22 protein-coding genes are annotated in these 20,832 nt (G+C 50.4%); 10 read left to right on the top strand and 12 right to left on the bottom strand.

The window, feature by feature from the left end; genetic code table 11:
• Positions 1–58: 58 nt before the first annotated feature.
• Positions 59–1,063, top strand: a complete 1,005-nt coding sequence (locus B156_RS0106815; protein ID WP_026260654.1) for an endonuclease/exonuclease/phosphatase family protein — start codon at positions 59–61, stop codon at positions 1,061–1,063.
• Between the two features lie 143 nt (positions 1,064–1,206).
• Here B156_RS0106815 and B156_RS0106810 read toward each other — a convergent pair whose 3' ends face one another.
• The 6 genes from B156_RS0106810 to B156_RS0106785 all read right to left on the bottom strand — a co-directional run bounded on the left by B156_RS0106810 (position 1,207) and on the right by B156_RS0106785 (position 6,638).
• Complete coding sequence (locus tag B156_RS0106810) at positions 1,207–2,400, bottom strand: baeRF7 domain-containing protein (protein WP_018618915.1); 1,194 nt, start codon at positions 2,398–2,400, stop codon at positions 1,207–1,209.
• A 160-nt stretch (positions 2,401–2,560) separates the two neighbouring features.
• The gene (locus tag B156_RS0106805) at positions 2,561–3,115 is read right to left on the bottom strand and encodes a DUF4136 domain-containing protein (RefSeq protein ID WP_018618914.1); all 555 of its coding nucleotides are present in this window, start codon (positions 3,113–3,115) and stop codon (positions 2,561–2,563) included.
• Positions 3,116–3,224: 109 nt separating this feature from the next.
• Complete coding sequence (locus tag B156_RS0106800; RefSeq protein ID WP_018618913.1) at positions 3,225–4,268, bottom strand: AI-2E family transporter; 1,044 nt, start codon at positions 4,266–4,268, stop codon at positions 3,225–3,227.
• Positions 4,269–4,277: 9 nt separating this feature from the next.
• Positions 4,278–4,841 (bottom strand): DUF421 domain-containing protein, encoded by a 564-nt coding sequence (locus B156_RS0106795; RefSeq protein ID WP_018618912.1) that lies wholly within the window; start codon positions 4,839–4,841, stop codon positions 4,278–4,280.
• The gene (locus B156_RS0106790) at positions 4,834–5,820 is read right to left on the bottom strand and encodes a mechanosensitive ion channel family protein (RefSeq protein ID WP_245563697.1); all 987 of its coding nucleotides are present in this window, start codon (positions 5,818–5,820) and stop codon (positions 4,834–4,836) included. The genes B156_RS0106795 and B156_RS0106790 overlap by 8 nt, the downstream gene beginning before the upstream one ends.
• A 281-nt stretch (positions 5,821–6,101) precedes the next feature.
• Positions 6,102–6,638 carry a hypothetical protein gene (locus tag B156_RS0106785; RefSeq protein ID WP_018618910.1) on the bottom strand — a complete coding sequence of 179 codons (537 nt, stop codon included), beginning with the start codon at positions 6,636–6,638 and terminating at the stop codon, positions 6,102–6,104.
• A gap of 326 nt (positions 6,639–6,964) precedes the next feature.
• Between B156_RS0106785 and B156_RS0106780 the strand changes: the two genes are divergently transcribed.
• The gene (locus B156_RS0106780; protein ID WP_018618909.1) at positions 6,965–7,318 is read left to right on the top strand and encodes a hypothetical protein; all 354 of its coding nucleotides are present in this window, start codon (positions 6,965–6,967) and stop codon (positions 7,316–7,318) included.
• Here B156_RS0106780 and B156_RS0106775 read toward each other — a convergent pair.
• Positions 7,312–8,088, bottom strand: a complete 777-nt coding sequence (locus B156_RS0106775) for an NUDIX hydrolase (protein ID WP_018618908.1) — start codon at positions 8,086–8,088, stop codon at positions 7,312–7,314. The genes B156_RS0106780 and B156_RS0106775 overlap by 7 nt on opposite strands.
• Before the next feature lie 130 nt (positions 8,089–8,218).
• Here B156_RS0106775 and B156_RS0106770 point away from each other — a divergent pair, with 130 nt between their 5' ends.
• Positions 8,219–11,989, top strand: coding sequence for a ThuA domain-containing protein (locus tag B156_RS0106770; RefSeq protein WP_018618907.1), 3,771 nt, complete (start codon positions 8,219–8,221; stop codon positions 11,987–11,989).
• 52 nt (positions 11,990–12,041) lie between these two features.
• Complete coding sequence (locus B156_RS0106765) at positions 12,042–12,422, top strand: hypothetical protein (RefSeq protein WP_018618906.1); 381 nt, start codon at positions 12,042–12,044, stop codon at positions 12,420–12,422.
• A gap of 146 nt (positions 12,423–12,568) precedes the next feature.
• Here B156_RS0106765 and B156_RS0106760 read toward each other — a convergent pair whose 3' ends face one another.
• The 3 genes from B156_RS0106760 to B156_RS31270 form a co-directional block, all read right to left on the bottom strand.
• Entirely contained in the window at positions 12,569–13,204 is a 636-nt protein-coding gene (locus tag B156_RS0106760; protein WP_018618905.1) for an MCP four helix bundle domain-containing protein, read from the bottom strand.
• 250 nt (positions 13,205–13,454) lie between these two features.
• Entirely contained in the window at positions 13,455–14,138 is a 684-nt protein-coding gene (locus tag B156_RS0106755; RefSeq protein ID WP_084757673.1) for an MCP four helix bundle domain-containing protein, read from the bottom strand.
• A gap of 398 nt (positions 14,139–14,536) precedes the next feature.
• A complete protein-coding gene (locus tag B156_RS31270) occupies positions 14,537–14,704 on the bottom strand; it encodes a hypothetical protein (RefSeq protein WP_018618903.1) in 168 nt (55 codons plus the stop codon).
• A 70-nt stretch (positions 14,705–14,774) separates the two neighbouring features.
• Between B156_RS31270 and B156_RS0106745 the strand changes: the two genes are divergently transcribed.
• The 4 genes from B156_RS0106745 (at position 14,775) to B156_RS0106730 (ending at position 18,576) form a co-directional block, all read left to right on the top strand.
• Positions 14,775–15,755: a hypothetical protein gene (locus B156_RS0106745; protein ID WP_018618902.1), complete on the top strand. Its 981-nt coding sequence runs from the start codon at positions 14,775–14,777 to the stop codon at positions 15,753–15,755.
• Positions 15,756–15,790: 35 nt separating this feature from the next.
• Complete coding sequence (locus tag B156_RS0106740; protein WP_018618901.1) at positions 15,791–16,171, top strand: tellurite resistance TerB family protein; 381 nt, start codon at positions 15,791–15,793, stop codon at positions 16,169–16,171.
• 453 nt (positions 16,172–16,624) lie between these two features.
• Entirely contained in the window at positions 16,625–17,752 is a 1,128-nt protein-coding gene (locus tag B156_RS0106735) for a sensor histidine kinase (protein WP_018618900.1), read from the top strand.
• A 44-nt stretch (positions 17,753–17,796) separates the two neighbouring features.
• A complete protein-coding gene (locus tag B156_RS0106730; RefSeq protein WP_018618899.1) occupies positions 17,797–18,576 on the top strand; it encodes a LytR/AlgR family response regulator transcription factor in 780 nt (259 codons plus the stop codon).
• A gap of 261 nt (positions 18,577–18,837) precedes the next feature.
• On the opposite strand, the gene B156_RS0106725 is transcribed toward B156_RS0106730, so the two are convergent.
• Together B156_RS0106725 and B156_RS0106720 are read right to left on the bottom strand one after the other, a co-directional pair.
• Complete coding sequence (locus tag B156_RS0106725) at positions 18,838–19,095, bottom strand: hypothetical protein (protein WP_018618898.1); 258 nt, start codon at positions 19,093–19,095, stop codon at positions 18,838–18,840.
• Between the two features lie 291 nt (positions 19,096–19,386).
• Positions 19,387–20,247 (bottom strand): DnaJ domain-containing protein, encoded by an 861-nt coding sequence (locus B156_RS0106720; RefSeq protein WP_018618897.1) that lies wholly within the window; start codon positions 20,245–20,247, stop codon positions 19,387–19,389.
• A gap of 162 nt (positions 20,248–20,409) precedes the next feature.
• Between B156_RS0106720 and B156_RS32375 the strand changes: the two genes are divergently transcribed.
• Together B156_RS32375 and B156_RS0106715 are read left to right on the top strand one after the other, a co-directional pair.
• A complete protein-coding gene (locus B156_RS32375) occupies positions 20,410–20,538 on the top strand; it encodes a hypothetical protein (RefSeq protein WP_281167488.1) in 129 nt (42 codons plus the stop codon).
• A 67-nt stretch (positions 20,539–20,605) separates the two neighbouring features.
• Positions 20,606–20,832: transposase (locus B156_RS0106715; protein ID WP_018618896.1), on the top strand; the 227-nt coding region annotated here is incomplete at its 3' end.

Genomic DNA, 20,832 nt, shown 5'->3' with positions numbered 1-20,832 from the left:
CTTTGGGCAGCTTCTTACCTGTACTACCCGGCAACGAAGCGCCTGACGAACCTGCATTATGTCTACTCTTAAACGAGTCCTCTTTTATTTTTCTCTGGTAAGCGGCACAGTGCTTATCCTGGCTTCGCTGCTTTCACTGATTTCCAACAGTATCATCTGGTTCCTGCAAATCCTTAATTTCCCCCGATTGGAGATGTTGCTGGCTTTGCTGGGATGCCTAGTGCTTTTTTTACTCTGCCGAAAAGAGTGGGAACGCTTTAACCTGATTTTTCTGGCGGGTATGCTGGTTTCAATCGGGATACAGGCTTACATTATTTCCCCTTATACTCTCCTGGGTTCGCGCCCTGTTGAGTCGGCTGATCCGGCATTCGTCGACAAAGAGACGGTTTTCAGTATTATGCTAGCCAATGTACTGATAACAAACACTCATTCGGATGAACTGCTGAAGATTGTGGCAGATAAAGACCCCACCTTTCTGCTCACGATGGAAATCAATAAACGCTGGCTGGATCAACTCAGTGTGTTGACCAAAAAGTACCCGCACCGCATGATGTTTCCCAGTGATAATGCCTACGGGATGGCACTGTACTCCAAGCTCCCTTTAGAGAATCAACAGATCATGTTTCTCAATTTCGACCGGGTACCTACTTTTAAAGCAACCTTTACCCTGCCTGGAGGCCAATCCTTTCAGCTCATCACGATTCATCCCGTAGCGCCTACGCCCAGTAAGTATCCCGACATTACCGACAGAGAGAAAGAGGTGGCTTTACTGAAGGCAGGCCGGATGGTGGGCAAGCGGTCGCTCCCAACGGTGGTAGCCGGTGATTTCAACGATGTGGGCTGGTCCTACAATACGCATCAGTTTATGGCCCTCAGCGGCCTGAACGATGTGCGATACGGACGGGGTCTGTACAGCACCTTCAATGCTCAGTCTATGTTTATGCGGTGGCCGCTGGATTACGTATTCGTCTCCAGCGAGTTCAAGGTACTGGCGGTGGAACGACTACCCGAATTCGGCTCCGACCATTTCCCGTTCTACGTACAACTGGCCCTGAAACCCTGAAACCAGCCGACAGCACCTGGTTAGTCAACCAACACGGCGCACAACACTGACGATTTTGGGCATCGTAGAAATGCGCTGGGTCACAAAAAAGCAGAATACCCAAGATGGTGTTCTGCTTTTTTGTGACCAGCCAGCCGGATCTGTTAAAACCGGAACAGGGCGGTCGCCATAACGTCCTGCTGATTGGGGAGCAGATCGATTTCATCCAGCACATACACTTCCCCACCGTTGCGGAGGGTGTGCAGCGCCAGGTTATCAATTAGCAGCTCATCGCCATCCTGCTTTTCGTCGTGGATGGATGTCCGCAGGGTATCTTCTTTCAGGCTTCCCCATACGTGGGCTCCTTTTTTCAGAAACAGCGTCTCGATTTGCCCTTTCACCGAAGCTTTCAGCAACTGCTTCATGTCACTCGATACCAGATCGCCCCCGCTGCTGTTCTGATATTGTTCGATACGGCGCTTTTTTTCCTGTTCGATGGAATTGCCCAGCAACTCCTGCGCCATCTGGTGCATTTCGTGGGGCTGCGTATGGTCAAAGTTGCCGGTCAGGCTTTTTTCCTGCAGGTGCGGGTACGTGTTGATACCCCGGTAGATCGGCTGAAAATACTCCACTGAAGCCAGCACCAGGGGTAGATTCTGCGTGCCTATCACCCCAACAATGGCCGCGTCAATGAGTCGGAAATAGTCGGCCAGGAGGTGATCTTTCTCTTTATTGTCGGCATCCTGGCTGCTGGTATACATGGGCATAGATCCGCCCGTACCTTTTGTACGACCCTGCAACTGTTCCTCAAACTCATAGTATTTCGTTACGGCATCCAGCCCCGATGGCATGGCGTCGGTCGCATTAACTTCGGTAATCGTGAAGGCATCGGCCTTGTAGAGTTTGATGCCATTCTTTCCAACCTGCAACAGGTAATAGGCCGGAGAACGCTGGGCGAAGGGCAATAACGGACTGATGTGAAACCGGCTGTCAACCTGACTGCTGCTTTCCAGCGGCAGCGGGCTTTGAAAATACGCAAAGAAATCGGGACTCCTGAACACCGCCAGCCCCTCCTGCTGATGCCGCCAGAACTGGCTGTCGTCCAGCAATGCTTCCAGCGGTTGCACCAGGTCATTCACCTCATTACTGCGTAGCGCCTGGTTCTCGAGCGTTTGCCGCACACGCTGAACGTGATTTTTGAAGACGATATGATCCTGCCCTTCATTTACTTCTTTCCCGCGCTGATGCGTAGGAATAAAAATAGAGATGGACTGTTTATGGGTGCGACCGGCCAGTTCGAGCAGGGTAGCCTTATTAACATTTTCCAGTACGGTATCGGTCGTTTGTTGGTCTGTCATAGCGTTAAATTGTATAGTTATTGTATAATCTGTTAACTATCGAAGGGGCGTATCGTTCTAAAGAAAATCGGTTTCCCTTTTTTTCGCTGGTTCGCTAGTAAAAAAATGGTGGTCTGCCCATCCTGGGTAAACCACCATTTCGGGCTGTCGACAGAACAGATTAGTACTTGTCGGCCCGGTAAGCGTACTTTTCAAAAATCAGATTAACGGCCTGCTTGATTTTGTTCTGGTCGCGGTCAAATCCATTATCGCTGGTAATACCCGATGCCAGCCCACGCCACACCGCCTGCCCCGTTTTCACATCAATTAGATTGACAATGATTGATCCGGCTTTTACGTCGAACGTTTTCTGGTCTTCCGGGTCGCGCAGTTCTGTTCCGAAATAAGTGGTCCCATAACTTGTGTAGCCAGTAATAGTAGTTGGCTTATCGAATACCCGGAAATTCACGATTAAATCGGGAGCCCGTCGCTGGTACTTGTAGCCCCGGCCTTCCAGTTCAGATTTCACAGCATCCCGGATTCGCTTTTTCAGTTCAAGGTCATTGAGGAAGTAAAATCCCGGATCGAGTTTGTTATCCACCTGCGAGGCCCAGGCGAATGTTTTGTATTTACTGAAGTCAAAATTCAGTTTTTTCTCGGCGTCTACCGTCACGTTTTGGGCCTGTGTCAGGCTGGCCGTCAGCAATAGCGCTGCGGCAATAATCAGACTTTTCATAATCGTTGGGTTGAGTGATAATATATTCTGTGGGCAAGGTGTCCCGGGGAGCTTAAAGTCGGCTTAGAGAAATCTTAGAATTTCCTTAACACTACCCGCCACAGCTGCATCAACGCTGCTTCTCCAGGCGGTCTTTTATGTACAGTTCCTGCACAATAACAAGCAGTACGGCAATGAGGGGGGAGGCAAACAACACCCCCGCCAGCCCTACCAGAACACCCAACAGCACCTGGCCGAACAATAGCAACGCGGGTGGCAGCGACACGAATTTTTTGTCGAGCAAAGGCGTCAGCACATACCCCTCCAGGGATTGTACCCCCATGTACAGGATGAACACGTAGAGTACCTGCGAGATGCCTCCCGGCAAGGCCACCAGCAGGGCCGGGGCCAAGGCAATGTAGGGACCGAGATTAGGAATAAAATTGAGTATGCCCGCTATGATACCCAGCACAATGGCAAACGGAACGCCCAGGATAGCCAGACCTGCCCCCGTTACGACGCCTACAACGGTCATGGTAATTGACCGACTGATAAACCAGTTTTTCAGCGTATCGTAGCACTTGTCCATTACGTTTAGCAGGCGGTTTCGATACGTTGGGTTAAACAGTTTTACAAACCCCTTCCGATAATTATCAGGGCTGGACGCGAGGTAAATACCCGTAATCACCACAATCAGAATGTTTACCAGCCCGCCCAGTGTACTGGAGAAAACGCCCGTCATCTGCGACAAAACTCCCTTACCCAGGTTGTCGGACGATAACAGCTGACCGGGATTTTGGGGAATACCGGCCAGCAGTTTTTGCCCCCATTTTGTTTGCGACAGCGTACGCCTGAGCTGATCAAATGCCTTCGGCAGGGAGGTAGCCAGTTCGTCGGCCTGCTGGCTAACGACCGGGGCCAGCAACCAGATAGTGCCGCCAATCAACACCGCCAGCAGTACCAGTACCAGTGCGACAGAGAGGCTATAGGAAAGCGAGGTTTTATCGCTGACAAAGTGACTCAATGCACTGATAACTACGGCGAAGATGATACCCCCGAAAACCAGAAAGAAGAAGTTAGCCGCGTAACCAACCAGCAGAAACAGGGCGAGCATGAGCAGGCTGATGAAAGCTGCTGTGGCAACCCGGCGCGCGAAGGAAGGTGTCTGTTCCATACGAATGTATTAGTTTGGTGCGGAGTCATTGCCAGCCGGGCCTTTTGCACTCTGGAGGCTAAACGACTGATTGAGGTTATCGCCCTGGGTTACGGTAAATGACCCGTCTGTTTCCAGTACCACGGCGGTATTTTTGCCAGGGTGCGCCACGCCCGAACCCCGCATAGCCGCGCGTACTTCGTTTTCCGTCACCCGCTCCCGTCGTAAAGCCCGATGCAGAAAGTCTCCCTGGTAGTACAGCAGCGTCGGCTCACTCTTTATCGCGTCCCGAAACCAGGGCCACCGGACAGACAGCCACGCCACACAGAACTGAAGCACAATGAGTAATCCCAGCGCCGTCAGCCCGTCGGCCAGTCCTGTTTGTTTCGACATGATGATGGTTGACAGCGTGGAGCCAAGGGCTACCGTAACCACCAGGTCGAAGGCATTCATCTTGGACAGGGTACGTTTTCCCGAAAGGCGCAGGAAAGCCAGCAACCCGGCGTAAGCCAGTATGCCTACGAACATGACCCGCCAAACGGGTCCCCAGCCTTTAAAAACCCAACCGTGAAGCGTGTGCAGAACATCATCCATCAGTTTGCCCGTTTATGCCCGTAATCTGTTGTTTTTTTGCGGGTGGACGCGACAGAACAGCCGGTCCCTGAGGCTGTTGTTCCAGCAGAACAACTGTGTGCGGGAAAGGCATGTCGATACTGGCTTCGTCCAGGGCCAGCTTAATTCCGGTCACCACCTGATCACTGACTTTCAGCACGTTGGCCTGGTGTGATTCCGTCCAGAAAAAAACCGTCAGGTTAACCGACGACCCCGCCAGCTCGGTTACGTATACCCAGGGAGCTGGTTCTTTCAGCACACCTTCTATCCCATCCAGAACGGTATGAATCACCTGCCGGGCTTCTTCAATGGAGTCGGGGTAGCCGATGCCCACCACAAACTTCACCCGGCGTTTGTCGTAAGCAGTTTTAACGAGCATAACGCTGGTGTACACATCGCCATTGGGCAAAATAGCCCGTTCGCCATCGTAGGTTTTCAGGCGGGTAGAGCGCATATTGATATCTTCAACGGTACCTTCAAAATCCTTGACCCGAATTTGGTCCCCTACTTTGAACGGTTGTCGCCATAGAATGAGCAATCCGGCAAAGTAGTTTTGCAGAATATCCTTGAAGGCAAACCCAATGGCTACAGTCGATATGCCCAGACCCGCAATGATATCGCCGGGCTTAAATGAGGGTATAATGACAACGCACGCCATCAGAAAGCCGAAAACGCTTACCAGAGCTCCCACAATACGGCTAATCAGACTAGCCAGCATATCGTTGATAGAGTCCGAGCGTTTGGCTAAATTATTGATGCCTTTCCGTATGAGTCTGCTCAGTAGCCAGAAGAACAAAAAGACAAAAACACCCACGATGAGATAAGGCAGCCGCTCGGCCGTTCCTTTCAGGAAATCACGAATGGTACCCCAAAACAACGTAATGCCGTCATTGATGGTAAATGGCGGTTGATTTACCCTGTCAGGTTGAAGAAAAGAGCCCAGTAAAAGCATATTATTCATAAAGCAGTAGTTGGTAAATCCTGATTTGTAACTACGGTTGTCCCTAAACACAACCCACATAATCAGCCGTTTGTTAGGTACGCAGGTTGTAAAAGCTCAGCCGATAAACCCGTTTCCAGCTCCCAGACCTGTCACCACCATTGTTTTAGTGTACTTTGGCCAGTGGCCCGCACCGGGCAAATCGGTAACGCTCCTGCGCCCGCCTTCGGCAATTGGGAGGGATAACTACGGGCTGGCAATACGGCAGCTGGAGGCTGTTACGCTTATAAATGGTGAGTCCCTTAGTTATTGCTGTATCCGGCCAGCGTGTCGGGCAGTACCGGGGCGGGGCTGTAGAACATCACCAGGGTGCCAAGCCGCTTGTTGGGAGCCGTAATGGGAGCCGATAATTCGTAGGGCGTTTTATCGCCAAAATAGACCTCTTCCCGCTGAAGCAGATAACCCGGAAACCGGTCGGTGAACGCGATGCCCTGATTCTTCTTGTTGGTCGAAATCATCACGTTCCCATCATTACCTACCAGCAGCATTTCTTTGATGCCCCGGTCTTTCACCAGCGTGTTGAAGTATTCGTTTATCTCCCCCGGTTTATTTTGTAAAAGCGCATTTCGAACGGCCCACGCAAAGGTTTTTATACCAAACATCAGTTGTTGCTGGTCGTTCTGCAACTGGTTCGTTCGTACCATCGCCCGCGTTTCGCTGCGTTCCTGCGCAAACTCCTTGTGGTACTGTGCATTCTTGTACAGCAGATAGGCTCCCCCGAACAGCAGCAGCACAATGACTCCATAAAGCACAAAAATAAGTTTTGGGTTATTTTTCATAAGGATTGAATCGTTTAGGCAGTGACCGCTGATGGGGCACTACTACACGAATAAACAGTACTAACCTTAACGAGTACTGAGTAACTCCTTAGAATCTGATTAGATTACTTGTACATCTTCTACCAACTCGATTTTTTGACAAACCCCTTAAAGATAAGCACCTGTCTATCAAGTACCCAGCAAGATACATTCCTGGCTCATCCGTCTAAAACCTGCACTCATCTACCTGATTCAGGCACTCATCATCTTACTTTTTCCGGCTTACCAACCGGGTGGCAACTTTGTATCACCAAAAAGGAAAATCAACCATTTAACTAAAAATAGCCATGAAAAAAGTACTTATGCTGATGCTGGGACTGGTAGCCACTACCGCATCGTTTGCCCATCAACCAACTGCCACACCCGAAACGGCTCAGGCCCGCGTAACGATGACTGCTGCACACAAAATCAAACTCTATATTCAGCCCATACAGACCAAGGGTCAGGTGGTAATCCTTGACGCTGATGGCCAGGCCATTTACACCCAGCATGTAGCCCTGGGAAAAGGAATCAGTCAGCAATTTGATGTATCGGGTTTAGGCAACGGAACCTTTCGGTTGATGCTGACAACGGGCAGCGAAACCCTGACCAGAACCTTTGTGGTGCAGGCCAATCCCAATGAGAGTTTTGTTGTTCAGTAGGTATGCACAATTCCCTGTTTCAGTGCCTCCTCATAGGTTTCCTTATTGAATTGATATAGGTAAGGAGACCGATGGGGACCAATAGCCCGCTGCTCGGCTAGTTTTGTGATTAACCCTAAGCTCACGAGCTTTTTGGCGAAATTCCGCTGATCCAGCACCTTACCCAAAATAGTCTCGTACAGGGTGTGCATTTCCGGCAGGGTAAATTTTTCGGGTAACAGGTTAAACCCAATCGGCTGGTGATAAATCTGGAGACGAAGCGTTGTCAGTGCTTTTGCCACGGCCTCGTTATGGTCGAACAAGAGAGTGGGTATGTCGTTGACATCCTGCCACTGGTAATCTTCGGTGAAAAAATCCGTTGTGACGCTGACCTTCGAATAATCCACCAGCGCAAAATAACCGATCGACAACGTCCGTTCAAACAACCAGTTATCGTCATCCACAGCGATGCCATAATTTTCTCTGAACTCGTGGGCACTACGCTCCTGAAGCCGGTAGGGCGAATCGCCGAAAACATGGAACTGCTGCAGGAATAAGTTGCCAAGTCCGGTACGTTCCTGCAGGATACGATGAGCCGCCTGACTGAGCGGTTCTCTCCGCTGAATAAAACCACCCGGCAACCCCCAGCCGTTTTGTCCTTTCCATTTCAGGAGCAAAATCCTGAGTTGCTGATTGTGGTAGCCGAAAATAACCGGATCAATGGTTACGTGGGGCAGGTACTGCCGATGGCCATTCTTAACAAATTCCGCTACTTCTTCTTCCGAGTTCATTCGTCAAAGTTAAAAAAACTTATTCCGTATATTTTACCAAATATAAAATATTCACCTTACCTTTATTCCGTAAGTAGTACGGTTTAAAAATCACTCGTACTCTATTTCTTTCCCAATCAACCCAATACCAATGATTTATCGTATTCCTATGTCGCTCCGGTGGCTGGCCGGAACGGTGCTAACCGGCATCCTGGCCACCGGCCTATGGTCGTACGTGGCTGTCAATGAGCCACCCCGAATTCTTGTGTTTAGCAAGACAGCTGCCTTCCGCCACGCGTCCATTGGAGCGGGTCAAAAGGCTATTTTCCAACTGGGTAAGGCGCAGGGATTTGCTGTTGACACCACCGAAAATGCGAGCCGTTTTACCGAAGAAAATTTAAAGCGTTACCGGGCAGTCGTCTTTCTGAGTACCACTGGCGATGTACTCAATTCGCAGCAGCAAAATGCCTTCGAACGCTATATTCAGGCGGGTGGCGGCTATCTGGGCATTCACGCGGCTGCCGATACCGAATATGACTGGCCCTGGTATAATAAACTGGCCGGAGCCTGGTTTTCGAACCACCCCATGCCGGACAATGTGCAGAAAGGCACCTTCGTCGTAGCGGATAAAAATAACCCGGCAACCAGTTTCCTGCCCGAACGCTGGGAGCGGGAAGATGAATTTTATTCGTATAAAACCATCAGCCCGAACCTCAATGTATTGCTGACTATTGATGAAAAGACCTACAAGGGTGGCACCAACGGCGGTAATCATCCGATGGCGTGGTATCAGGAATTTGACGGAGGCCGTTCATTCTATACGGCTGGTGGCCACACCGATGCAACTTTCTCAGAACCGCTGTTTCTGCGGCACCTGGGGGCGGGTTTACAGTACGTAATGGGTAGTGACGCACCGAAGCCGTTAGACTACACCAAAACCAAAACCAAACTATTACCCGAAGAGAACCGGTTTACCAAAGTTGTGCTGGCCGAGAAGCTCAACGAGCCAATGGAGCTAACCGTACTGCCGGACAGCCGTGTGCTGCTGGTAGAACGGCATGGAGCAGTTAAACTATTCAGCCCTTCGACCGGTAAGCTCAGCACCATTACCACCATTCCGGTCAATACGAAAGTTACTGACAAAGAAGGCAAAGTGGGTGAAGATGAAGGGGGCTTGCTAGGGATAACGAAAGACCCTGCCTTTTCGCAGAATCACTGGATTTACCTGTATTACTCGCCCGAAGGAAACGAAGCGAAAAACATCCTGGCGCGCTATGAGCTGAAAGGTGATGAACTGGTCCTGGCCTCGAAAAAAGTCATTCTGGAAGTAGCCACCCAACGCGAAATCAGCGGCCACGCGGGTGGTTCATTGACCTTCGATGCGCACGGCAACCTGTTTCTCTCTACCGGCGATAACATCAATCCGCAGCAATCCAACGGCTACAGCCCATCAGACGAACGGCCGGGCCGTTCGCCGTTCGACGCCCAGATGACATCGGCCAATACGAACGACCTGCGCGGCAAAATCATCCGGATTCACCCCGAAGCCGATGGTACTTATACCATTCCAGAGGGAAACCTGTTTCCTAAAGGAACGGAGAAAACAAGGCCCGAAATCTACACCATGGGCCACCGGAACCCGTTCCGCATCTCGGTAGACCCTAAAACTGATTTTCTGTACTGGGGCGACATTGGCCCCGATGCGTCCAAGCCTGACTCCACCCGTGGCCCCGCCGGGCAGGACGAAGTAGGACAGGCCCGCAAGGCCGGTAATTTCGGCTGGCCTTATTTTGTGGGCGACAATAAAGCCTATCATCAGTATGATTTTGCGACCAAACAGTCTGGCGCGTTGTACGACCCGGCCCGGCCGATCAACAAATCCGTTAATAACACGGGGCAGAACGAGTTACCTCCGGCACAGAAAGCCTTTATCTGGTATCCCTACGCCGAATCCACCGAGTTTCCGATAGTGGGAGCCGGTGGCCGGTCGGCCATGGCGGGTCCGGTGTATCATAAGGACCAGTTCGGCGGGGCTAAACGTCCTTTCCCAGATTATTACGACGGCAAACTCCTGACCTACGAGTGGATGCGGGGCTGGCTGATGGCCGTTATGCTGGACAAGGATGGTCAGTACGCGGGTATGGAACGGGTCATGCCAAGCTATAAATTCTCCAATCCCACGGATATGGAGTTTGGCCCCGAAGGTGATTTGTACATGCTGGAATATGGCAGCGGCTGGTTTACCCAGAATGACGATGCCCGGCTGATTCGCATTGAGTACAATGGCGGTAACCGCAAGCCCATTGTGGAAGTTGCCACGGCCAGAAAAGGCGGAGCGATTCCCTTCAAAGCCAAACTGTCATCAGCGGGTACGAAAGACTTCGACAACGATGCGCTCACCTACGTCTGGACGGTAACGCCTGCGGCTGGCGGTGCAACCCGCACGTTTAAGGAAGCCAACCCAACCGTTGCGTTCGACAAAGCCGGGGTGTACAAAGCCACGCTGACGGTAACCGACGGTAAAGGCGGTAGCAGCAGTCGATCCCTCGACATCATGGCGGGTAACGACGAGCCGGTACTGACGTTTGCCTCCAATAACAGCAACCAGACTTTTTTCTTTCCGGGTCAACCCTTCACCTACGATGTAAAAGTGCAGGACAAAGAAGATGGAAGTCTGGCCAATGGGAAAATTAAACCGGGTCAGGTAGCGGTCAACATTGACTATCTGGCCGAGGGTTATGACCTGGTCACCATTGCGCAGGGGCACCGCAGCGCCGACGCCACGGCCCGGCTTGGCAAAGGGCTTAGCCTGATTGAAGCCAATGATTGCAAAGCCTGCCACAGTATTGAGAGAAAATCCGTCGGGCCCGCCTACCAGCAGGTAGCCCTTAAATACAAGGGTGATGCCGGTGCTGCTGACCGCCTGGCCAAAAAAGTCATTGCCGGTGGGGCTGGGGTGTGGGGTGACGTAGCCATGAGTGCTCACCCGCAACTATCATCGACCGATGCCCAAGAGATGGTATCCTACATACTGGGATTGGGTGAGAAAAAGCAGGCTGCACCGTCGCTACCCGTTAAAGGAAGCTATGCCATGACACTGCCTGCGGGCGACAAAGGAGCAGGCCGTTATGTGGTTCGGGCCGCCTATACCGATAAAGGCAATGCGGGTATCCCCTCCATTACGGCCGAGCAAACGCTGGTTCTGCGCAGTGCCAAAATACCCGCCGGAACCGCCGACAAGTCGGATGGCATCATGAAGTACGGAACAGTTGTCATTGCCTCGGTGAAAGGTGGTAACATCGGCTTCAGCGATATCGACTTAACGGGAATTACCCAAATCATGTTTACGGCTTCAGCACCAAAAGCACAGTTGAATGCCGCTGGTGGCAGTATCGAGGTCCACCTGGATACCCCAACCGGAAAGCTAATTGGCGAAACAGCTTTTATAGCAGCAACGGATGGGGGCAGCATGACCACTATGCCCCCGCCGGTAATTGCCAAACTATCGCCGGTAACGGGTCTGCACACTGTTTATCTGGTCTTTAAAAACGATAAGGCTCCGGCTGGGCAGGCTTTGTTTGTACTGATTGACCTGGAATTCAAAACCAGTGAATCTGCCAGTCGGGCAGCAACCGCTACAAAAGCTACCCCGTCATCAAGCACGTCCGCTCCGAATCTGGCCGATTACGCGGGGAAGTACAAAATGACCGGAATGCCGTTTGAGTACATTGAAATAACGCCCAAAAACGGCAGGCTGCACATAAAGGCAGGCACCAATGAAGGAGAACTAACGCCCGGCGCGGAACCCGATGAATTTAAAGGAGACAATGGAACGGTGTTCAGTTTCGGCCGGGGAGCCGACCAGAAGCCTGCGTCATTGACGCTCAAGGTTCAGGGCATGACGTTCAACGGCGTCAGGTAGCGGAACAACACACGTCTTTCACTTAAATTTCACGTTTAAACAATTGATATCTATGAAAAAAGTAAGCTTATTCCTGTTCGTTTTCCTCCTGGGCGTTTGCCTCAGGGGCTATTCGCAAACCACGCCCCCCACTGATTTTTTTGCCGGAAAATGGGAAATTACCATAATGGGCACCCCAAATGGAGACGCTAAAATGGTGGCAGATCTGACTCGAAAAGAGGGCAAACTAACCGGTGAACTGAAAGATCCGACGGGCACCAATCCCGCCATGCCTATCACGAAAATCGAAGAAGATGCCGGCAACAAAATCACCATTCATTTTGATACGGCTCAGGCCGGAGAGATAGGGCTCGAGCTGGCCAAAGTAGATGATGATCACCTGAAAGGTCAGCTGATGAGTATGTTTGAGTCGACAGCCGTACGCGTCAAATAACTCCTGGCAGGCTACTATTTATTTGGTCAACCATAATTGCCCTGATAGCTTGCCTGACAAAAAAACCGGTCCGTTAGTATTAATGGACCGGTTTTTTTGTCGTTTGACGAGCCGTTTTGTCCTGTACCACCCAGAAGTCGTTCTGCTTAAAATCGGTGCCAGAACAGGCTGACCCCAATCAGCAGCACCAACCCAATCTGTAGGGCCGTTAGCACATAAATGTAGTTGGCCTGCCCCCTGGACTCATTCAGCAGTTCATTGCCCACCGTGAGTTGCAGAGCCGATAGTTCGTCGAGCATTTGAGTCACCTGTCCAAATGATGCGCTACTGGTACCAATCAACCTGGTGCGCTGCGTACCGGGTTGATTGGGTTGATTCGTGGTCAACTGGGTTTCCAGGCTGTTATAGATTGACAGCCGTTCGTTCAGCAACCGAAGCCGGTCACCCTCTCTGACCGTTAACTTAGTGCGTTCGAAATCGGTCAGCAGGGAATCAATCCGTCGGTTGAGTCGCTCCAGCTCTGAACTGATCATCCGCGTATCTGACTTCCCCCCTGTAAGTACGTAGGTGTCGAGCACCAGCCGTTTTTGGTAAATGGCCGATGTAAGGTTGACAAGAATACCCGATGGTACCAGACGGTCCTGATAGATGGCTACCGATGCTTGCTGACCCTCATGCACACTGCGACGACTCAGAAAAATGCTGGTCAGTACTAGTCCTAACAGGCCGATAACCAGCAGGGTAGACTGTAAGCGCGAATGTTTTTTAGCAGACTGTTCCATGAGCAGATGATTTAGCCGTGTCTGGCTGGTTCAGGGAGTTTCACTTCTGATACCCGACGGATTAGCATAACAAGCTGGCTGCGGGACGTATTTGCTCTGTTCTGTCTTGGCCAATGCGTTTGCGTAGCCGTTGATAATCGAGCTTATTCATCAAGTAATTTGCCATGATAACAGCCATTTAACGGTACTAGTAGTACCAATGAATACGCTGGTTGCCATTGGCAATCAAACAGATTTGAGCTGACCTTCGTCAGTTGAGATTCCCGTAACCAACCGATTGTTTCTGCTGGGTCTTTTTAACGAGTAGTTGCTGAATTAGCAGACCAATAATGATGGCTAACCCGATAAGAAACGTGGTGTTTATCGTCCCTCCGGCGGCCTGTCGGTGCGCGGTCTCTACGGCCTGTTGCCCGGTTTCGTGCTGGATCGTAACTAATCCATGGAGTAGCCGAACGTCCCGCTGAAAGAGCCGATACCCTTTCTGTTCAAACAGATCGACTGCCCGCTGGTGCTGCCCGGCTTCCGTTAGCTGCAGAATGCTGCGTTCCAGGTCGACCTGGGCACGCAGGTTCGTTTTAAACAGGTGCAATTGCTGCGCTTCCTGGCCGGTGAGTTCCGTTTTTTCAAACATATTGATCCGCTGGTAGCTGTTTTGGGTGGTTTGCCGCAATTGTGCCCGCAGCGCACTCATTGACAGCATGGAATGGTCAGATAAATACGTTTCCAGTAATAGTCGTTTGGCATACAGGTTCTCATTCAGATAGACCAGTTCAACGGCTGGTTGTAGACGGTCCTTGTACACGGAGGTCAGCGTTTGGTCCATGTTCCGTAGAGCGTACCGCATACTCAGGGCCGTGAACACCATTAGTACCATCAATATGGCCAGCAGAGCGGCCATTTTTATTTTTTGCGGAAGTGCAGCGAGTGTTTTCATAGACCGGTAGTTAGAGCGGCTGTGAAGCGGTGTATATTGACATTACGCATAATGACGCATCCCCTGCGTCTATCCTGAAAACAAACCGGTTAGTTAACCGACAGGGCAGTGCCGCTGATTGGAATCAGTGGCCCGGGGTGCCATAGTCTGGTCGTATCAGGTACCTCCTGAACACACAGGTACCACTCGGTGTTGCACACCACACGACTTTGCCGGATGCGTTCCTTTTCAGCCAGCAGACACACATACACGTGTCCATTACCAGGATAAGGCAGACCGCCGGAAGCCAGCGATCAGCCATGGTGAGCTTACCTGTTAAAAAGTCCATAACCTTGCGTTCCAGGAGGCACGAAGTACCCGTACTAATTTGGCCTGACAGGGTAAATCAGCCTGGTGTCCTATATGCCCAGCCACTCCGACGATTGGTCAAAATATAAGGCTGGTTTGGACCCCTCTTCTGACAGATGATGTCGCCGGTATAGCCAGCTTAACGCGGCACCCGCCAGCAGGGAGACTGAAAGGAACCGCAGCGAAACCGGTATTTTCGATAAGGGAAACTGAAACATAGTAGTAAAGTTTTGGTTTCTATTTTCGTAGCTGTAAATTTACAACTGTAAAAAACAAGACGCAAACTTCATGACCTATATTAGTTCTCAGCCTGAGCTTACCCAACAGTGGGAGGATATCTGTTACCCCATCCAGCCTCTCTGGCTCAGCGACCTGTTGCCCGACTATGATATTATTGCCACCGACCGACAGCAATTGGTGGTGGGCCAACTGGCGGGCGGGCGTAAAACCCTGTTTGGTATTCAAAGTGCCGACTACACGATTATTCCCAATGAAACAATTCGGGAGGTTATCGATGAGTTGATTCCGGACTACCAGCTGTTGATCAAACACACCAATACGGGTGAGTTCAGCATCAGTATCATCCTTCCCGCGTCTCTCCCGGTAGGCAATGAGGTGCTTCAGCGTAGCTTGACAATTACGAACAGTTATAATGGCAAAACACCCTTTAGCATTCAGGGTCAATCGCTGATGGCTTTACTGGACCCATCAACCCACCTGGGCAGCAGTGTGTACCGCAATGTATGTCAGAACGGCCTGCTGGGCTGGGCCGACCCATTTCCGGATTTAGCCAATTACCAGAGCTGGTTGGGTCCGTGGACGAAGGGAAAGCAAAAAATGCCGGTTATCAAAACGCAGTCGGCCCCAATCCGCACCAAGCGGTCCGCTCCCGACATTCGTAAAATTCACCACAGCGCGCTGACCATTCCCCGGTTTCAGGAGCATCTTCGCGAGTTGGTTCTGGATCACCTAACGAATCAATCGACCCTGACGGCCACCGTTTACGACCATTTCCAGCAGATAGACACGTCAACGGCAATTAACGAGAGCCTGCTGAAGAAGTTACCCGTACCAGCTCAGTTGATTAAGCAAGCCCGCGAACGCCTGCGGCTGGAGGAGCGGATGCTAAACGCGCCGGCTTCTTACTGGCTGCTTTATAATGCAGTAAACTATGCCCTGTTCACTGGCCGTAGTAGCCTGACCCTCAACGATCGCTACCGTTTAGACGAACGGGTGTTTCACCACCTGGCGGCTCATGCCTTTGCCTGATCAAGTTTCAACGGACTAAAAAAACAACTTACAACATGTATAACCGAGCAATTCAACTGGCTATGTATTCACCCGATGTAGCGGTAGGCTTAGGCAGCATCGTGTATGCGCTGTCTAAACTGGATGGACAACTTCAAAAAGAGGAGGCTATCGTAGCCCGCGAACTCCTGGGCGATTGTCCATACGGTGACTTATCAATCTGCGCTCTTTTTCTGCGCGACAACGTTGGCGAATCCGTTGAGGAAGCGAGTGCCTTCGGCCTGCGCCGACTGGCTGGGCATCGCGTTGAACTCAATTCGCAAACCAAGAAGCGGTTCATCCGCATCCTGCTCCGGGTAGCGCGGGCGCACGAAGGTGTGTCCAGGGAAGAGCGGGAATTTATCCGGCAATTCTGGCGGGAACTTCAGCGGCTTTAACCGGTTGGGTTCCGCTGACAGGCCGAAACGTTATGGACATTGTTCGTGCGCCGATTGCCTGAATTAGGCAGTTTGAGACTACCTGTTCACTGTTGCAAGCCTGTCCATCAGTGACAAAGGACTCATTTTGCTAAAGGAAGTGCGGTTCATTCTTCCCGCCAAAACCTGCGTTTAGTGCCAAAAAATAACAACTCGTCCTCTTTTTATTGGCTTTTTCTCCAAGTTCATTCACTTTTACAATCGTTATTAAGCATAAGGCGGCTTGACTGTTCCTTTTATCGCTGGCCATTCCTTCTTTCCGAATAAGCTAGCCAATAAGAAAATAGAGAGCTTACCTTCGACTTTATACCAGCAAACGAACCAGCGAGGCACCAAAAATGGAGGTTTGCCCGCTTTCTACCCGAAGGTGACCCATCAGCCTGTATCTTCGCAGGTTCCCGACTTGATTTCCTTATGACCAACCGACTACCGGCCCGCCAGAAATGGCTTTTGTCGCTTCAGTTGCTGCTGTTGTATCTACCCGTCGCTCTCTACATAAATGTACCCGCGTCGGCACGGACGGGGGAAGGCATCATCCATGTTATTCCCATCCTCTGCCTTATAATCCTCCTGACATTCTGCTTTTATTTCGTCTGGATTTCCGCCATCGATCTCATTCAGCAACGCCTGACGGAACGGTTTGGCGAGAATTTTCTGCTCGAATTCAGTTTTCTGGCCGTGGTATTCGCCATTCTTATCTCCACCGGGTTGGCAGCCCTCCACATTGTTACATTCCAACAGCTTACCCGAAGTATAATCGCGCTCATTGCTGACCTGTGGCCTGCCATTCTGCCCCGAAATATGGCCCCGGCCATCTCCCCCGAAACGCTTGTTTTTGTCCAGCGGGTAGGCTACGCTTTTTCGGTTGTTAGCATGCTGACGGCGTTTTACATTACTAATAATGCCCGCTCTTACCAGCAACTGAAAGATGTACAGCTTCGGGCCGAGCGGCTGGAAAAGGGGGCTGTAGTCAGCCAGTTCGAAGCCCTCAAGAATCAGATCAGCCCTCATTTTCTGTTCAACAGCCTGAGCATTCTTACCTCCCTGGTACACGAAGACCCAAACCTGTCCGAAACGTTTATCAAGCAATTATCCAAAGCGTACCGTTACATTCTGGAGCAGCGTGACCAGGACCTGGTGCCGCTCGCTATCGAACTGGATTTTATTCAGGCCTACACCTTTCTGCTCAAAATTCGTTTCGAGAACAAGTTCGACGTCACGATTGATGTACCTCAGGCCATCCGGGACCAGTACCGCATTGCGCCCCTGTCCTTACAGATGCTGGTCGAGAATGCAGTGAAGCACAACCGGATGTCGTTACGAGAACCCCTGCTGGTGCGGATATACACCGAGGCTGGTTTTCTGATTGTCGAGAATCCATTGCAGGCCCGAGACCAGCCCGAATTCTCAACGGGAATAGGGCTGAAAAACATCACCGACCGATATTCATTGCTTACCGACCAGCCGGTTGAGTTTGGCGAACGTGCCGGGAGTTTTATGGTGAAAATCCCTTTGTTGAAGAGTGACAAAGCGAAAGAGTGAACCGGTTCGCTCTGTCACGCTTTCACTCATTCGCTCTTTAAAACATGAACGTAATTATCATCGAAGACGAAGCCCGCACCGCCCGGCAACTGGAGCGGATGCTGAGGCAGTACGACGAAACCATCCACATCCTGACGCAGCTACCCTCGGTGGCGGAGGCCGTGGCGTGGTTCAGTGAGAACCCGGCACCCGACCTCGCCTTTATGGATATTCACCTGGAAGACGGACTGGCGTTCGGCATTTTTGAGCAGCTACATCTGACGCTCCCGGTCATATTCACGACCGCTTACGATGAGTACATGATTAAGGCGTTCAAGGTGAACAGCATCGACTATTTGCTGAAACCGGTGGACTACGACGAACTGGTAGCCGCGCTGGAGAAGTTCAAACTCATTCATGCCGTACCCGCACCGGGCGAAAACACCCCTGCCAGCCCCGACCTGAACACCCTGATTCAGTTCATGCAGCAGTCGCGTCAGGCTACCTACCGGAAGCGGTTTATGATTAGCCTGGGCACCAAAATAAAGAGCGTGGAAGTAGCGGATATTGCTTACTTTTTCTCGGAAGATAAAGCGACTTATTTAGTGACCAACGAAGGGCAGTCACTCCCCCTCGAATACAGCCTCGACCAGTTGGTAAGTTTACTGAACCCAGACCATTTTTTCCGGGTCAACCGGCAGTTTTTCGTGGCCCGACCGGCTATTCAAACCATCCACACCTATTCGGCGGGCAAGCTGAAACTGGACCTGACGCCTGTTGCCCGGCACGAGCTATTTGTCAGCATCAGCCGGATGTCGGAGTTTAAGGACTGGCTCGGCCGCTGAAATCTTCTTTCACTCGTCACCCAAAAACCAACGCACCTGCGTGTTCATCGTAAGCCGTACAACTATAGTCGGCGTACTGTGACTTGTGTTTTTTCAGTGCTTTTCATGCCCACTCGATAACAGCGGAGGCTGATGGTGGAAGCAAGGCTAATCAAACTCGGGTACGCTGACCCTTTAGCACCTCCGCCTGAATGGGCTGCTACGTCGCGCGACGGCTGCTTCCTGTTCATCGCGAATGGATCACGGATCACGTAAAGAGAATTAACGATCAGTATCCCTGCTGCTAATTTCCGCCTGGAGGTTCTTCAGGTTTTTAGAATAGCTGGAACCAATCCACAACGCGGAGAGTAACAAACCACCAGTGAGGAAAAAACCACCTTTGTGCGTAGCCGACCAGATAGCGATGCCTACCAGTAGACCAATTAATACGGCAGTTATAGTTTTTTGTGATTTCATTTTTGCCGCTTTCGCCACTAATTCATCACGTGTCAGTGTCGAGTAATCGTTGGTTGATAACATACACCTGTTTAGGTTAAGAAAACGGCGGCAAAACGCTCCATACAGCCCACATCGACCTGTAGCCAAGTGCAATAAGACAAAAAAACGCTCACGTTCAACTCACTATCCTGTCGACCGCGACCCGGAAATGCCATTTGTATAACTGGAAGTTCCCAACGCTAACGGGGGTTGATGGTGAGATACAAGCCTTTACACACATGGACGGTTAGGCTGTTCGCCTGACCTCGCGGCCTGCTAGCTGTCGCCCGACAAGCCGCCCAGGCGGAGCGGACAGCAATGTGATTTCTGCTTTTAATTTGAAGTGGAAGTAACATAAGCAAAGACCTGAGCTTCAAATTTGTCAATCACTAACGGATTTCTCTGAAACATTCTGTAAAATCCTTCAAAAGGATCAGACTTGACTACTCCCTGTACTATCAATTTAACTAGATCAGGATGTTTCTTCTCAAAAGAGGCTTCAATTGAATGTTCTTTAACAAAACGTAAAAATGTTTTAACAAAAGAAATACGACTCTGAATCGGCACCTTACTTTTTATCCTGTTCAATTCTGCTAAGATATGAGGATACGATATGGGGTTTTCCTCATACTTAGCGTCTGTATTTTGTTCATCAGTAGCACTACTATCAAAACGCATTTTCAATTCACTGATACGATTTTTTAAAACTACAATCTCTCGCTGTAAGGTAGCGACTGAGCTTTCCTTTTGAGCGAGATTACTTTTAAGAACTTGCAACTCTTCGGCTATTCTTTTTTGATCGGCTTGTTTTTTTGCTTCATTTTCCTTTCGCTTTTTCTCTAACTCTTCAAAAGCTCTCTGTGCAGGTGTTTGATACCTCTGCTTTATCTCTTCTTCTTTTTTGCGTAACTCTTCTTCATATTTTCTCTTCAGGGCTTCCTCATATCTCTTCAATGATTCAGAATTTCCATTTCCAGCTTTGTAGCTACTCAACTGAGAATCGTAAATTATTCGCTTACTTGGATTAGAAAGCGTCTCATAAGCTTCTTGTATCTGCCTAAATCTCTTCTCAAAATAATCATCTCCACTATTTTTATCGGGATGAAATTTCAGAGATAATTTCCTGTGAGCAGTTTTAATCTCTTGTTCAGGAGCATTAGCTTCAATTCCAAGAATGTAATAAAAATCTCTCATCTACTTTTAACAAACTTATTGATGCGTGAGAAAATATGTAATGATAAAACGCGTACAACTTCCTGCCAATCAAATCATTGAGAAAGACAAAATATTACGGACTTATTTACGCGCCTATAATAAACTCTGCCTGTCGGGGCGTTTGCCCTGTAGCCCAAGTACGTGGCACACCCACAAAAACGCGGCCTGTCGGGGCGGTTGGCGTGTCAGCCGAAGCCCGAAATGCAAGCCCAAACTCGCCCAACCAAGACGTTTGGCCTGTCAACAGGAACGCCGGAAATGGAAGCCTAAGAACGTGTTTGGGAATTGAAGAGGATTGAGAATCGTGTCAACTTTGTATCGACCAAAATGCAAAGTAATGACCAAACAGTGGGAGCCACTGACCGACCCTCAATGGGCCGCAATTTCGCCTTTTTTTAATCTCAAACGCAAACGAAAAGTTGACCTTCGAGAGGTTGTGGACGTCATCTTATGGTTGCTGCGTACGGGCACACAGTGGCGTAACCTGCCCGCTACATGGCCCCACTGGCAGGCCGTTTATTATTACTTTGACCAATGGAAAAGTAATGGAACCTTTGAGCGAAT

The organism is Spirosoma luteum DSM 19990, assembly GCF_000374065.1.
Classification (GTDB): Bacteria; Bacteroidota; Bacteroidia; order Cytophagales; family Spirosomataceae; genus Spirosoma; species Spirosoma luteum.
This window is presented reverse-complemented; position numbering and strand designations above follow the sequence as displayed.